General features: G+C 68.5%; 13 protein-coding genes and 1 rRNA gene. 5 read left to right on the top strand and 9 right to left on the bottom strand.

What is annotated here, in order from left to right; genetic code table 11:
• The first annotated feature begins 171 nt into the window (after positions 1 to 171).
• Both rrf and AC3WL8_RS01760 read left to right on the top strand, forming a co-directional pair.
• Positions 172 to 284: ribosomal RNA gene (rrf, locus tag AC3WL8_RS01765) — 5S ribosomal RNA — on the top strand.
• A gap of 140 nt (positions 285 to 424) precedes the next feature.
• Positions 425 to 703 carry a GIY-YIG nuclease family protein gene (locus tag AC3WL8_RS01760; RefSeq protein WP_013951856.1) on the top strand — a complete coding sequence of 93 codons (279 nt, stop codon included), beginning with the start codon at positions 425 to 427 and terminating at the stop codon, positions 701 to 703.
• Positions 704 to 772: 69 nt separating this feature from the next.
• Here AC3WL8_RS01760 and AC3WL8_RS01755 read toward each other — a convergent pair whose 3' ends face one another.
• Together AC3WL8_RS01755 and AC3WL8_RS01750 are read right to left on the bottom strand one after the other, a co-directional pair.
• Positions 773 to 1195 carry an organic hydroperoxide resistance protein gene (locus AC3WL8_RS01755; RefSeq protein ID WP_013951857.1) on the bottom strand — a complete coding sequence of 141 codons (423 nt, stop codon included), beginning with the start codon at positions 1193 to 1195 and terminating at the stop codon, positions 773 to 775.
• Between the two features lie 46 nt (positions 1196 to 1241).
• On the bottom strand, positions 1242 to 1718 hold the full coding sequence (locus AC3WL8_RS01750; protein ID WP_013951858.1) for a MarR family winged helix-turn-helix transcriptional regulator: 477 nt from the start codon (positions 1716 to 1718) through the stop codon (positions 1242 to 1244).
• 181 nt (positions 1719 to 1899) lie between these two features.
• Here AC3WL8_RS01750 and AC3WL8_RS01745 point away from each other — a divergent pair, with 181 nt between their 5' ends.
• Both AC3WL8_RS01745 and AC3WL8_RS01740 read left to right on the top strand, forming a co-directional pair.
• On the top strand, positions 1900 to 3366 hold the full coding sequence (locus tag AC3WL8_RS01745) for a DegQ family serine endoprotease (RefSeq protein WP_211979538.1): 1467 nt from the start codon (positions 1900 to 1902) through the stop codon (positions 3364 to 3366).
• A gap of 260 nt (positions 3367 to 3626) precedes the next feature.
• Entirely contained in the window at positions 3627 to 3959 is a 333-nt protein-coding gene (locus tag AC3WL8_RS01740) for a hypothetical protein (RefSeq protein ID WP_010809792.1), read from the top strand.
• A 152-nt stretch (positions 3960 to 4111) separates the two neighbouring features.
• Here AC3WL8_RS01740 and AC3WL8_RS01735 read toward each other — a convergent pair whose 3' ends face one another.
• The 5 genes from AC3WL8_RS01735 to AC3WL8_RS01715 all read right to left on the bottom strand — a co-directional run bounded on the left by AC3WL8_RS01735 (position 4112) and on the right by AC3WL8_RS01715 (position 10234).
• On the bottom strand, positions 4112 to 5695 hold the full coding sequence (locus tag AC3WL8_RS01735) for an MFS transporter (RefSeq protein WP_211979539.1): 1584 nt from the start codon (positions 5693 to 5695) through the stop codon (positions 4112 to 4114).
• Positions 5692 to 6180 carry a MarR family winged helix-turn-helix transcriptional regulator gene (locus AC3WL8_RS01730; RefSeq protein ID WP_013951861.1) on the bottom strand — a complete coding sequence of 163 codons (489 nt, stop codon included), beginning with the start codon at positions 6178 to 6180 and terminating at the stop codon, positions 5692 to 5694. The genes AC3WL8_RS01735 and AC3WL8_RS01730 overlap by 4 nt, the downstream gene beginning before the upstream one ends.
• Before the next feature lie 123 nt (positions 6181 to 6303).
• Complete coding sequence (locus AC3WL8_RS01725; protein WP_211979540.1) at positions 6304 to 8274, bottom strand: transglutaminase TgpA family protein; 1971 nt, start codon at positions 8272 to 8274, stop codon at positions 6304 to 6306.
• Entirely contained in the window at positions 8271 to 9302 is a 1032-nt protein-coding gene (locus tag AC3WL8_RS01720) for a DUF58 domain-containing protein (protein WP_211979541.1), read from the bottom strand. The genes AC3WL8_RS01725 and AC3WL8_RS01720 overlap by 4 nt, the downstream gene beginning before the upstream one ends.
• Before the next feature lie 5 nt (positions 9303 to 9307).
• Positions 9308 to 10234: an AAA family ATPase gene (locus AC3WL8_RS01715; RefSeq protein WP_013951864.1), complete on the bottom strand. Its 927-nt coding sequence runs from the start codon at positions 10232 to 10234 to the stop codon at positions 9308 to 9310.
• Positions 10235 to 10489: 255 nt separating this feature from the next.
• On the opposite strand from AC3WL8_RS01715, the gene AC3WL8_RS01710 reads away from it, so the two are divergent.
• Entirely contained in the window at positions 10490 to 11311 is an 822-nt protein-coding gene (locus AC3WL8_RS01710; RefSeq protein WP_211979542.1) for a phytanoyl-CoA dioxygenase family protein, read from the top strand.
• 15 nt (positions 11312 to 11326) lie between these two features.
• On the opposite strand, the gene AC3WL8_RS01705 is transcribed toward AC3WL8_RS01710, so the two are convergent.
• Entirely contained in the window at positions 11327 to 12160 is an 834-nt protein-coding gene (locus AC3WL8_RS01705; RefSeq protein WP_211979543.1) for an IclR family transcriptional regulator, read from the bottom strand.
• 118 nt (positions 12161 to 12278) lie between these two features.
• On the bottom strand, positions 12279 to 13880 hold the full coding sequence (locus tag AC3WL8_RS01700; RefSeq protein WP_013951867.1) for an MFS transporter: 1602 nt from the start codon (positions 13878 to 13880) through the stop codon (positions 12279 to 12281).
• Positions 13881 to 13903: the final 23 nt, after the last annotated feature.

Here is a 13903-nt window from a genome sequence, read left to right as displayed (position 1 = left end):
ATGCGTTAAGCTAACCAGTACTAATTGCCCGTAAGGCTTGATCCTATAACCAGTGTGTTTTGCCTGGTGTGTGATCGCGACTGTGCCGAAACAGTTGACACAAGACGCACAACCCCAACTACATCCCTATTCGCAGCGTTGACCTCAACCTCAGCGCTGCAACCCCTTATGCCTGGTGACCATAGCGAGCTGGAACCACCCCTTCCCATCCCGAACAGGTCCGTGAAACAGCTCCGCGCCGATGATAGTGCGGATACCCGTGTGAAAGTAGGTCATCGCCAGGCTCTTATACCGCAGAACCCCCAGCCCCAAAAGGCTGGGGGTTTTTGCTTTGGCGCGGCGAAAATGCAATGACTCGCCGCCGCCGCACCGGCGTAATACCATTACCGCTGAAATCCCTCGCTGAATCCCCCATTACCCATCCATGTCGGCTGACAGCGCCTGGTATCTCTATCTGCTCGAATGCACCGGTGATTCCATCTACACCGGAATCACGACCGATGTTGCCCGCCGCTTCGCCGAGCATCTGTCCGGAAAAGGCGCCAAATACACGCGATCGCGCAAGCCCATACGCGTCCTGGGCCAGTTGCGCTTCGAGACGAAGTCCGAAGCGTTGAAGGCGGAAATCGAGATCAAGCGCTTGAGTTCGACGCAGAAGCGCGCATTTTGCGCCCAATTGCCGGCAGCCGAGCCGGCTCAGTAGACGGCAGGGCGATCAAACAAAAAGGCCGGTATCGCCTTCGCGATACCGGCCTTTTCCATGCCTGCAGGATCAGACCACAGTCAGCGTCACATCGATATTGCCGCGCGTTGCGTTCGAGTACGGGCACACCTGGTGCGCCTGTTCGACCAGCTTTTCGGCAGCCTCGCGCTCGAAGCCCGGCAGCGAGATCTTCAGTTCGACCTGGATGCCGAAGCCTTGCGGGATCGGGCCGATGCCGACGGCGCCCTCGATGGTGGCATCGGCGGGCACGGCGATCTTCTGCTGGCCGGCAACGTAGCGCATGGCGCCCAGGAAACAAGCCGAATAGCCGGCAGCAAAGAGCTGTTCCGGATTCAGGCCGTTACCGGCGCCACCCATTTCCTTGGGCACGGCCAGTTTGGCGTCGAGCTGGCCATCGGACGTGGTGGCACGGCCGTCACGGCCGCCGGTGGCGGTGGCATGGGCGGTATAAACGACTTTTTCGAGTTTCATCTAAGGCTCCGGTTTGTTGCCCGAGAGGGCGTATCAATGCTTGCCGTCAGTCCGGCAGGCTGGAATCGGTCCGCGCTTGTTCAAGCGACGACCGCAGTGCATGCAGGCGCTGCGTCAGGGCCTGGATCTCTTCGACCGGGCACTGCGTGGCGCACAACATCTGTTCAGGAATATGCTCGGCACGCTGGCGCAACGCACGGCCGGAGTCGGTCAGGCTGACCAGCACCCGCCGTTCGTCGGCTGCGTCACGTGTGCGCGTGACCAGCCGCGCCGTTTCCAGCCGCTTCAACAGCGGCGTCAGCGTCCCCGAGTCCAGTGCCAGCCGGGCGCCGAGTTCTGAGACCGTCAGCGTTTCCGTCTCCCACAACACCAGCATCACCAAATATTGCGGATAAGTAAGTCCAAGCTCACTTAAGAGCGGCTTGTACAACTTGGTCATGGCCAGTGAGCTCGAATACAGCGCAAAGCACAGTTGGCGATCCAGCAGCAGCCAGTTTGGGGAGGGGTCGTTGTCGCGTTCCATGGCGATATATTAAACACAATTAAATTGTGCGCAATGTAAATTTACACTTTTCCAAAATGTGCTCGATACGCCCGTGCATGGCCAGTGCTGAACCTTAAGTCTGTTTTAAGTCTGGGTCGCTAGCATGACCGTGTCGCGTCGCAAAGTGTCGACGCCTGATGCACAAGGAAAGGAACCACACATGATGCGCCAGACCATTGCTCGCACGGCCGTTGGTATCGCGGCCCTTGCCGCCCTTGGCGGCGGCTATGCCTATCTGCAGAAGGAAGTCATCACGCCGGGGTACGCGGCACCTGCGCCAGCCGTCGCGCCTGCGCAGCCGGCGGCCGCCGTGGCCACGCCGACGGATTTCTCCGGCATCGTGGCACAGTACGGGCCTGCCGTGGTCAATATCAGCGTCACCGCGCGCGCCCAGCGCACCGCGGCGCAGATGCCGCCGGGCATCGATCCGGACGATCCGCTGTTCCAGTTCTTCAAGCGTTTCGGGCCTCAGTTCCAGGGTCCGCAGGGCGGCCAGCAGCAACTGGTGCGCGGACTGGGCTCGGGCTTTATCGTGAGCCCGGACGGGCTGATCCTGACCAATGCGCACGTCGTCGACGGCGCGCAGGAGGTCACCGTCAAGCTGACCGACCGCCGCGAGTTCAAGGCCAAGGTGCTCGGCAGTGATCCGCAGACCGATGTGGCCGTGATCCGCATCGACGCCAGGAACCTGCCGACCGTGCGCCTGGGCGATCCTTCGCGGGTGCGCGTGGGCGAGCCGGTGCTGGCGATCGGTTCTCCATATGGCTTCGAGAATACCGTGACCGCGGGCATCGTCAGCGCCAAGTCGCGCTCGCTGCCGGACGATACCTATGTGCCGTTCATCCAGACCGATGTTGCCGTCAATCCCGGCAACTCGGGCGGGCCGCTGTTCAACCAGCGCGGCGAGGTGGTCGGCATCAACGCGCAGATCTACAGCCAGACCGGCGGTTACCAGGGCCTGTCGTTTGCGATCCCGATCGACGTGGCCACTAAGGTGCAGCAGCAGCTGGTGGCGCATGGCAAGGTCACGCGCGGGCGCCTCGGCATCAGCGTGCAGGAGGTGAACCAGGCGCTGGCGCAATCGTTCGGGCTGCCCAAGCCTACCGGTGCGCTGGTCAACTCGGTCGAGCCCGACAGCCCGGCCGCGCGCGCTGGCCTGAAGCCCGGCGACGTCATCGTGCAGCTGGACAATGACGTGATCGACCATTCGGGCGACCTGCCCGAGCACGTGGCCGATATCAAGCCGGGCACGCAGACCTCGCTGAAGATCATCCGCAAGGGCCAGCCGATGACGCTGTCGGTGACGGTGGGCACGGCCAAGGACCGGGCCGTCGCACAGAAGGGCGGCGGCAGCGAGGCCGGTGGCCGGCTGGGGCTGGCGGTGCGCCCGCTTACGCCCGCGGAGAAGCGTGACAGCGGCATCGACGGCGGCCTGGTGGTCGAGGACGTGGCCGGTCCCGCCGCGCGCGTCGGCATCCAGCCGGGCGACGTGATCCTGTCGCTCAACGGCACGCCCATCAGCTCGGCCGAGCAGCTCAGGTCGCTGGTATCGAAATCGGGCAAGCAGGTGGCACTGCTGGTGCAGCGCGACGATGCGCGCATCTTCATTCCGCTCGACCTGGGCTGATTGCCGCGGGCACGCCAGACTGCCCGCAAGCCGTTAACTGGCAAGGCTTTGCTGCCCGCGCGGGACGTATACCCCGACGTATACCGACACGTATACGAAGAGGGTATACGGCCCGCTAAGCCTTGCCGGAGGCGGGATTCAGCGCAACGAACTGCTTACAGAAAGCGCGCCAGCAGGTATTATCTCGACTGCGATGCACGAAGCATGCGGCGGCAGCCCCCGCCGACCCTGGTTCTGCTGAATCGACAAAGAGGAAGTCTATGCAGTTGGATTTCACCCGCGCCATCACGCCGGGTACCGATAGAGCGCGGCGACTGACGTCCACGACGTCCACCGCCGGCTCCGCGCCGAAGCCCCGGCGGCGCAAGAAGGTTGTCGCCCCCCACTGGGAGCGCGGCTACCGCTCACACTTCTACCGCAACGAACGCGGCGACAAGCTTGGCGAAGTGCGCCTGTCGGAGCGCGGCGACATCCCCGTGGTCTACCACTGGGCCGCCGGCAATTACTCTGGCGCAGAAGGCTCGCTGGCCCACGCCCGTGCGCGCGTGGAAGAGACCATCGGTTTCGGCATGCGCCAGCTGTCGCTGTTCTGAGCAGGTACTTCGCCGGTGCCGCATCCGCCGGCACTGCGACCCGTCCGCGCCATCGCCTCGTGCGCGGTGCCTTCGCTTCTCCCCGAATTCCGCGTCTGTCCCGCAGTAGTTCCAGTCGTCGCACGGCTTGCGCATAGCCGCTCGCGCGGGCTTCAGGCCAGCCGCCGCTGCAGCAGCATGTACGCCGCCGCACCCAGCGCCAGCACCGCAATCAGCCGATAGATATCCTCGCAGGCAATCAGCCTGGCCTGCTGCTCGATCAGCCCGTTTAGTTGTGCGAGCGCGCCCAGGTGGGCCTGCGCCGCATCGAAGCCGCGCGCGGCCAATGCTGCCTGCATGGCAGCCATCCAGTGTTCGGTCTCGGCGGGGCGCTGGCCCACCGCGTGCAGCAGGCTGTCGTGCACCGCGAACTGGCGGTTCTGCAGCAGCACCGCACCCAGCGCCGAGGCAAACGAGCTGGCGACCTGCCGCATCAGGTTCTTGCTGCGGTAGCCATGGGCGAATTCATCGGGACTCAGCGCCCGGAACGTCAGCCCGGCAATGGGGATGATCACCAGCACGCCGAACAGCCCCTTGCCGACCAGCCCCCATGCCAGCGCCGGCGGGCCGGCGTCGGGCGGCATCTGCGAGAACCACCATGCCGTGGCGGCTATCAGCACCAGGCCGGCGACCATCAGCGGCTTCTTGCGCGTCAGGCGCGGCGCCACCTGCAGGTAGACGAAGATGCCGGCCAGGCTGACCAGCGCGGCAAAGGTGTTGAGCCAGCCGGTTGTGGCCAGCGGGATCTTCAGTGCCTGCTCGGCGTAGATCGGGAACAGGTAGCCGCTCAGGTTGCTGATCATGTAGTACACGAAGTACATCGCCAAGCCGGTCAGGTACACCGGGTGGCGCAGTGCGCGCAGGTGCAGCACCGGATCGCGGTGGTGCCACTGGTGCCACAGGAACACGGCCAGCAGCGCCAGGCCCGCGGCAGCCACCAGCGCGAGCCGCAGCGGGTGCGAGAACACGTCGAAGCGCGCCTCGGTCAGCGCCGTCTGCAAGGTCACGATGGCGGCGCCGAACAGCAGCAGCGGCCCGAGCGCGGGGCCGCTGGTATCGGCGCGCGGCTCCGCATCCGGCAGCAGCAGCCAGGCACCCAGCGTGGCCAGCGCGGCGAACGGCAGCACGCCGTAGAACACGTCCTGCCATACGCCATGGTCGATCAGCTCGGCGGCGAAGGCCGGACCCAGCGCCGACGCCGAGAAGATGCCGATCATGAAAATGCGGGTGGCGCGCGGGCGTGCCGTCGGCCCGAACAGCACGTTGACCAGGATGCGGCAGCTGGTGAACAGCGCGCCGCCGCCCACGCCCTGGATAAAGCGCGCCACCACCATCTGCGGCAGCGCATGGCTGGTCGCGGCCACGACCGTGCCCGCCATGAACAGCAGCAGCGCCCCCGTCAGGTAGTAGCGGTAGCCGAACCGGCGCGACAGCCATTGCTGCTTCAGGATCATCAGCATGCTGCCCACCGCGTAGGCCGCCTGCACCAGCGCAAAGCTGCGCGGGTCGGCGTCGAGGCCGCCGACGATATGGCTGGAGGCAAACACGAACATGATGTTCTCGAGGAACTCCACGCCGGTGGCCAGCGCCAGCAGCATCATCAGCAGGATCTGGCGCTGCCGGTGGCTCAGCCAGCGCAGCCACCGCATGCTGACGCGCAATCGCCACAGCGGCTGCCAGGGTGAGCCGGGATTCATGGCTGGAGCCCCTCCAGGGTCTGGTGCAATTGGGTCAGTGCACGCGTGGCGCTGGCCAGGCCGCCTGCGCCGAGCGGCGCCCAGGCCTCGCCGTAGGCGGCATGCACCGCCGGCGCGGCGCGCTCCAGCAGCCGGCGGCCGGCCGGGGTCAGGGTCAGCTCCAGGCTGCGCCGGTCGCTGGCCGACGCCCGCCGGCGCAGCAGCCCGCGCGCTTCCAGGCCGTCCAGCAGCCGCGTCATCTGCGTGCGCGTGGCGTCCAGCGTGGTGCCCAGCTCGGACGGCATGCTGGGCTGGTTGTCGTCGACGGCAAGCATGCTCAGGAGCAGGTACTGGCTCATGTCCAGTTCGAACGGGGCCAGCGCCTGGTCGATATGGCCGCGCAGCAGGCGCGCGGTGCGCAGCAGCAGCCTGGAGGCCAGGATCAGGTCGCGCGGGGCCTCGGGATGGCTGGCGCAGAAGCGGTCGATGCGTTGTTCGAAAGACATGGCGGGAGGCGTTGCGATCCACGCGAGCGGCGGATCGGTTGCATTCGATATAGTTACAGATGAAATTATATCAAACGAAGCTAATTCTGTCGGGGCGTGCCGGCCGATCTGGCTGGCGGGGGCCTAATGCCGCAACGCCGCGGCGATCTGGCGAATGCCTGCCCGCATCGCTGCCAGCGCCTGCGCATGGCGCGCGGCCGGCAGGTTGCCGTAGCGCAAGCCGACATAGGCGGCGCTGACGGCAGCGATTGCGTCGGCCGCGCGCGGCAGCCGTGCGCTGGCGCGCGCGGCGAAGTCTTGCGGTCCTTCGGCCTGGGCGCGCTCGCAGCCGTGGCGGGCCAGCAGGGCACAGAAGCGGGCATAGGCCGCATCGACCGGGTCTGCCGGCCCGCGGCGCCGCCACAGCGGCACCAGTGCCAGCAGGCACAGTGCGCCCAGCACGCCGGCCAGCAACTGCCCGGCGCCCACGCCGGCGCCGAGTGCCAGCAGCAGCCGCTGCTGCTGCGCATGGTCGTACTGCAGCACCCAGCGCTGCCAGGTGTAGACGACGCCTTCATAGGCCCAGCGCAGGTCCTTCAGCCATGCCGGTTGCTGCGACGGCCGCCAGTCGGCGGCTTCGCTGCCCACCACCGCATCCAGTCCCTGCTCGATGCGGCTCGGCGCGACGGCGCCTGTCGGGTCCACGCGCACCCAGCCGCGGCCGTCCAGCCAGACCTCGGCCCAGGCATGCGCATCGGACTGGCGCACCACGTAGTGGTTGCCGATGGGGTTGTACTCGCCACCCTGATACCCCGTGACCACGCGCGCGGGCACGCCGGCAGCGCGCATCAGGAAGACGAAGCTGCTGGCGTAGTGCTCGCAGAAGCCGCGCCGGGTGTCGAGCAAAAAGCTGTCGACCTGTTCGCTGCCCAGCGGCGGCGGGCTCAGCGTATAGGCGAAGGGCGCCGCCGCGAACAGCCGCAGTGCGGCCTGCACGCGCGCGGCGGGATCGGCATGGCGGTCGGCCCATTGGGCGGCCAGCGCGCGGGCGCGCGGATTGCCGTCGGGCAGGCTCAGGGCCAGCCGGCGCGTGGCGGCTGTCAGCGCTTCGGGCGCGGGGGACAGCGTGGAATGCGTGCGGTAGCGGATGCGCTGGTCCACCGGCCCGCGCACCATGAATTCGCCGTCGGGCGTGGCGGCGGCGTCCACGCCGGCGGACAGGGCCTGGCCGCGGTCCAGCGCGAACAGCCAGCGCTGCTGGCTGGGCTCGAGCGTGATGCTGATGTCGATGCCTTCCGTGTTGCCGGCGGCGGGCGCGGGCGCCAGTTGCTGCCGGCGCTGTCGCGACGGGTGCCAGGTGGTGCCGTCGTATTCCCACAGCACCAGCGCACGCCAGTACAGCGCTGCGGAGGGCAGCGGCGGGCCGGCGACCTCGGCACGCAGGGCGACTTCCGGCGAGCGGATCAGCTGCCCGACGCTGCCCGGCCGCATGGTGTCGCTGATGCCGGTGGTGCCGCGCGGCGCCGATTGCGGCAGTTGCCACAGCGGGTGCTCCAGCCGGGGGAACAGCACGAACAGCGCCAGCGCCCAGGGCAGGCCCAGCAGCGCCATGCGTCCCAGCAGCGGCCAGATCGCCAGCCGGCTGCGCGCCTCGGGGTGGTGCAGCAGCAGCCAGTTGCGCAGCACCCAGGCGCCGATTGCCAGGCTGTACAGCGCCAGCCAGAACGGCTGGTCGGACAGGTACAGCGTCAGCAGCAGGTAGAACGACAACTGCGTGACCAGCGTCGCGTCCGACAGCGCGCGGCATTCCAGCAGCTTGAGGATGACAAAGGCGCCCAGCAGCGCCACCGCGAGCTCGCGCCCCATGCCGCCGCCGTCCTGCCACACCAGCGCGCTGGCCACCAGCAGCACCATGACCGCCGTGATGCCGAGCATCCAGCGCGAGGGCAGCGGCGCCCGCCTCCGCCACAGCAGCCAGCGCCAGCCCAGCAGCAGCACCAGCAGCAGGCTGACCGCCACCGGCAGCGTGCGCGCCTGCGGCGCCAGCACCAGCGCCAGCTGGCCCAGCAGCAGTCCATGGTCGTCATGCTGCAGCGGTCGCGCGACGGGTTTCACACCCGGTCTCCGGCACGGCAGGCCGCGGGCCGTTGCGGCCATAACGCCAGCGCTTCTAGGCAGGCGCGCCGGTGGCTGGCGCCGCGCGCCGGCGGCAGTTCAACGCCGGGCAGGCGCAGGCCGATCTCGGCATCGTCACCGGCGGCCAGCAGCCACGCGCACAGGCGCGACAGCCGCGCTTCCGCTTCCATGCCGGCCGGGAGTGCGTGCCAGTCCAGCCAGCGCGCCGGCTGCTGCGGCGGATCGCCGGCGCGACTGAGCCAGCGGCCGGTGCGCGCGCTGTGCTTCCAGGCGATGCGGTGCAGCGGGTCGCCGCTGCGGTAGCGGCGCAGCTGGTCGATGCCGTCGTCGCTGCTTGCCGCGCTGGCGGTGGTGTGCACGGCGTCGCCACCGTCGGGCCGATATGCGGCAGGCGGTGGCGGGGCATCGGGCTCCGGGGCAGGATAGACCAGCGTCGACATGTCCAGGTCCGCATAGCTCCAGACCCGGAACAGCCCGAACGGAAAGCGGCTGGCGATTGCCACGCGCGGCAGCACCAGCCGGCCCCGGCGCGCTGTTGGCACGTACAGGGCGAGCATGCCGCTGGCGCTGCCCTCGAGCATCAGCATGGCGATTGCCACGTTTGGCAGCGTCGGCACGTGCGCCTCGATGCCGATGCGCGCGTCGGCATCGCGGTTGTCGATGCGCAGCTGGAACACGGCATCCTGCCCGGCATAGGCCGGCGCCGCCGGGCCCGCGGCCACGGCGAGGTCGAGCAGGTTGCGGTAGGCCAGCCACATGCAGGCCATGCCGATGCCGGCCAGCAGGAAGGTCAGCGCAAAGCCCAGGCTGATGTTGTAGTTCAGCGAAGTCAGCAGCATCGCCGCCAGCACGACCGCAAAGCCGAGGCCGCCGCGGGTGGGCAGGATATAGAGGTGGCGGCGATCCAGCAGCAGCGTGCCGCCGGTTTCGCCGGCCGGGCGCCGGCCCGCCGTGCGGCGCTGAGCCATGGCCGGCGCGCCGCGGAGCACGCTCTTGCGCGCCGCCATGGCCTTCAGGGAATGGCCACGCCGGCCTGCAGCGCGGCCAGCTCGCCGGCAACGGCCGCATGGCCGCCCGCGCCGGCGGGCAGCAGCCGGTGCGTGGCCACTGCGGTGAAGACCGCCTGCACATCTTCCGGCAGCACCATGTTGCGCTGCGCCAGCAGGGCCCAGGCGCGCGCGCAGGCCAGCAGCGCCAGCCCCGCGCGCGGCGACAGCCCCGCGGCAAAGCCGCCGTGGCTGCGCGTGGCCTGCACCAGCGCCAGCACGTAGTCCACCAGCGCCGGGCTGGCGTACACCTGTGCGGCAGCCTCCTGCAGCGCCAGCACCTGGCTGCCATCCATCACCGGAGGCAGCTCCGGCGCGCTGGCGCCGCCCAGGTACAGCACGCGCTCGAAGACGGGGTCGGGGTAGCCGAGCGACAGCCGCATGGTGAAGCGGTCCAGCTGCGATTCGGGCAAGGCATGCGTGCCGATCTGCTCCAGCGGATTCTGCGTGGCGATCACGAAAAACGGCGACGGCAGCGCGTGCGTGGTGCCGTCATGGGTCACCTGCCCCTCGGCCATGGCCTCGAGCAGCGCGCTCTGGGTCTTGGGCGGCGCGCGGTTGATTTCGTCGGCCAGCACCACCTGCGCGAACACCGGGCCGCGATGGAAGCGGAACTCGCCAGCGTCGCGGACAAAGACGGAAACCCCGATCAGGTCGGCCGGCAGCAGGTCGCTGGTGAACTGCACGCGCTGGTATTGCAGCCCAAGCGTGCGCGCCAGCGCATGGGCCAGCGTGGTCTTGCCGACGCCGGGCACGTCTTCCAGCAGCAGGTGGCCGCGTGCCAGCATGCAGGCCAGCGCCAGCCGCACCTGTTGCGGCTTGCCAAGAACGATGCGGCCCAGCTGGGCCTGGGCCTCGGACAGCGAAGCGACGATGCGTGGGCGAGCTGTCACGTTGGACCTCGGCGCAAAAGGTGGAAAAAGCGGGTGGATGCGGGGAATATCGGGTGAAGACCAGCGCATTGTAGCGGCGCGGGCGGCACGCGGCACCGTCTGTTTCCGTACGGAGACAGACGATGCCCCGGCGCTGTCTGCATGGTTATGGTGCAGCGCCTGCGCCAGATCGCGCAGGTTCTGGCATCATGAGCCTGTCGGGCCACCGCGGCCCTTCCCATTCCTCTTTCCGCTGCCTGTGCCGCGCCTGCTGCAATGACCTCGCTGGACCCCTGCGCCGACCTGCCTTCCTCCGTCCTGTCTGCCGATCCCGGCGCGCTGCCGCGCCTGGTGCAGGCCTTCCACGCCAACGGTTTCGTGATCCTGCGCGGCTTTGCCGATGAGCCGGCGTGCGCGGCGCTGGAGGCGGTGACGCGTGAGCACCTGGCGGCGGCGGTGCCGCCGGTGGAGTTCGAGGCCGACCTGGGCTATCCCGGCGCGCCGGCCGCGCGCGATGCCGCTGGCGGCGGCACGGTCAGGCGGCTGCGCCAGGCCTACGGGCGCGACGAGGTCTTCCGCCGCTGGGCCAGCGACCCGCAGCTGGTGGCGGTGGTGCAGGCGCTGCTGGGCGAGCCCGCCCGCATCACGCTGGCGCACCACAACTGCGTGATGACCAAGCATCCGCACTACGGCAGCCAGACCGGCTGGCACCGCGATACGCGCTACTGGTCGTTTGCCCGGCCGGAACTGGTGACAGTGTGGCTGGCGCTGGGCGACGAGGACGAGCGCAACGGCGTGCTGCGCGTCATCCCGGGTTCGCACCAGGCGAAGCTGGAGCCGGGCCAGCTGGACCCGGCCGAATTCCTGATCGAGGCCCACCCGGCCAGCCAGCCCCTGCTGGATGCCGCGCAGCCGCTGGCGCTGCACCGCGGCGACGTGCTCTTCTTCGACAGCCGGCTGTTCCATGCGGCTGGCCGCAATGCGTCCAACGCGGTCAAGCTGTCAGTGGCGTTTGCGTATTTCGGGGCCAGCAACCGGCCGCTGGACGGCACGCGCTCGGCCGAATTCGGCAGCGTGGAGCTGCCCGCAGCAGTCTGATCCCGGCGGCCGCGCTCAGGTGCGCAGCCCGACCAGCCCGGAAATCTTCTCCGAAGCTTCCAGCAGCGGCGGCAGGAAACGCTCCAGCATCTCCTGCGCGCTGGTGCGGTTGGCCTGGCCGCTGATATTGATGGCGGCGATGGTGTGGCCGGCGCGGTTGCGGATCGGCGCGGCCAGCGACACCAGCCCTTCTTCCAGCTCCTGGTCGTTGAGCGCCCAGCCGCGCTTGCGGATGTCGGCGACGATGGCCTTGAGCGCATCCACGTCGGTGACGGTGCGGCCGGTGCGCGCGCGCATTTCGGTGGCGCGCAGCACGCTGTCGAGCTCGGGCTCGGCCAGGCCGGCCAGCAGCACCCGCCCCATCGACGAGCAATAGGCCGGCAGGCGGCTGCCGATCGACAGGTTGATGGTCATGATCTTGCGCGCCGGCACGCGCAGCACGTAGACGATCTCGGTGCCGTCCAGCACCGAGATCGAGCAGCTTTCATGCACCTGCTGCGACAGCGTCTCCATGATCGGCTCGGCCAGGTTCCAGAACGGCATCGAGGTCAGGTAGGCGAAGCCCAGGTCCAGGATCTTGGGCGTCAGCCGGAACAGGCGGCCGTCGGCCTGCACGTAGCCCAACCCCACCAGCGTCAGCAGGATGCGGCGCGCGCCGGCGCGCGTCAGGCCGCTAGCCTGGGCGATCTCGGTCAGCGTCTGGGCCGGGTGCTGCGCGTTGAAGGCCCGGATGACCGACAGCCCGCGTGCAAAGGACTGCACATAGCTGTCGCTCGGCTTTTCGGGCGTGGCGGCGGCGGTCTGCGGTGCTTGCGGCGGGTTCTGGCGGGAATCGGCGGGACTGGCCATTTACGTAGCCCGGCGCGGTTCGCCGGATTGGCACGGAAAGGCCGAAAGGGTAGAGGAAATGCCGGGATTGCGCCAGTACCGGCCCCGGGCGCGGCCTGGCGCCCGGGGCGTGGGTTCCTTACCGGAAGCTGCGCTGCGCCAGCACGAACACCGCTGCCACCACGCACAACACGGCAAAGCCGTGCAGCATGTCCATGCCGGCCAGCAGCGTGGCCTGCCGGTCGACTTCCAGCGAGATTTTGGCCAGACTCGTTGCCGAGAGCGCATCCGGCGCCTGCAGCACCGGGTTGTAGCGCGTGATGTGCTCCACCAGGTGGGTGCGGTGCTGCGCCAGGCCGTCCTGCATGAACACGCTGGCCAGGCCGGTGCCCATCGCCGAGGCGATCTGCTTGCACACGTTCTTGAACTGGTAGGCGTGCGAGAAATCCTCGACCGGCACTTCCAGGTAGGTCATCGATGCCACCTGCACCATCAGCAGCACCGGCGTCAGCCCTTCAAGCAGCACCACCGGCACCAGCGCGTAGTCCGGCGCGCCCGGCATCAACTGGTGCGACAGCAGCATCGCCGCGCAGGCGTAGACGACAAAGCCGATGGCGATCACGCGCCGCTTGCGGAACACCAGCGCCATGCCCAGCGTGATGACGACGGCGCCGATGGTCGACACCGTGCCGCTGGTCGACAGCAGCATGCAGGTAGTGCGGAAGGTCAGCCCCAGGCCGGTCTGCGTGAGCGACGGCAGCAGGAACGACCAGGCCGACGAGAGCAGGTAGTACAGCGTGTAGAAGCCCAGCCCGTACAGGTACTGGCGCCCGGCCAGGCGCGAGAAGTCGATCCACGGGTCGGGATGGCGATACAGCCGCCAGCCGCTGAAGGCGAACAATGCCAGCCCGCACAGCGCGGCCAGCGGCATTTCCAGCGAACTGAAGAAGCGCGTATAGCGCATCTCCTGCAGCGTGTGCAGGAACACCAGCGCGCCCAGCGCGGCGGCGATGGCGGCGGGCCAGTCCAGTGTCGATACCGGCGGATGCGGGTCGCGCGGCGCGCGGGTCGGGTAGGTCAGCGCCACCGACAGCAGCACCGGCAGGGCAATGCCGGCCTGGAACAGGAACACCGCGCGCCAGCCGATATCGTCCAGGAAGATGCTGGTCAGCCAGGGCGTGATGGCCAGCATCGAGAACGCGCCGCCGCCGAAGCGCAGCATCAGCGGGCCGCGCTCGGCCGGCGTCGACACCAGCTGCACCAGGATGCGCGAGGCCGCGAACAGGCCGCCGGCACCCAGCCCCTGCACCGCCTTGCCGGTGATCAGCCCGGTGGGGCTGGCAAACTCGGCGCAGATCAGCGAGCCCAGGACAAATACCAGCAGCGACCCCATGGTGAAGCGCTTGTAGGTGATGCGGCGCGCGACCTGGTCCAGCACCATGTTCATCAGCACCGCGGTGGCCGCGTAGGCCGAGATCGCGTACAGATAATCTTCCGGCGCGGCACCGACGCCGCCCTGGATATGCTGGCTGGCCACGCCCATCATCAGCGTGGAAGAGAAGTCGATGCCGGTCACCAGCCCGAGCGTCAGGCCGAACAATGAAAGACGCCAGTGACCCATTTCCGGGTGACTGGCGAGCTGCATGCGCGGGCGCTGGGGTGTGGGGGCGGCGGGGGCTAGGGCTGCTGGAACTGCGGGGGCTGAGGCGTCCGGTCCAGCTGGGACAGGCGTTTGTTGCATCGCTCAAGCATAATGTAGGCCTG

This window comes from Cupriavidus sp. FW305-F7, from assembly GCF_058782875.1.
Note: the sequence above shows the minus strand (reverse complement) of the source record. Positions and strands in the feature narration are given on the sequence as shown.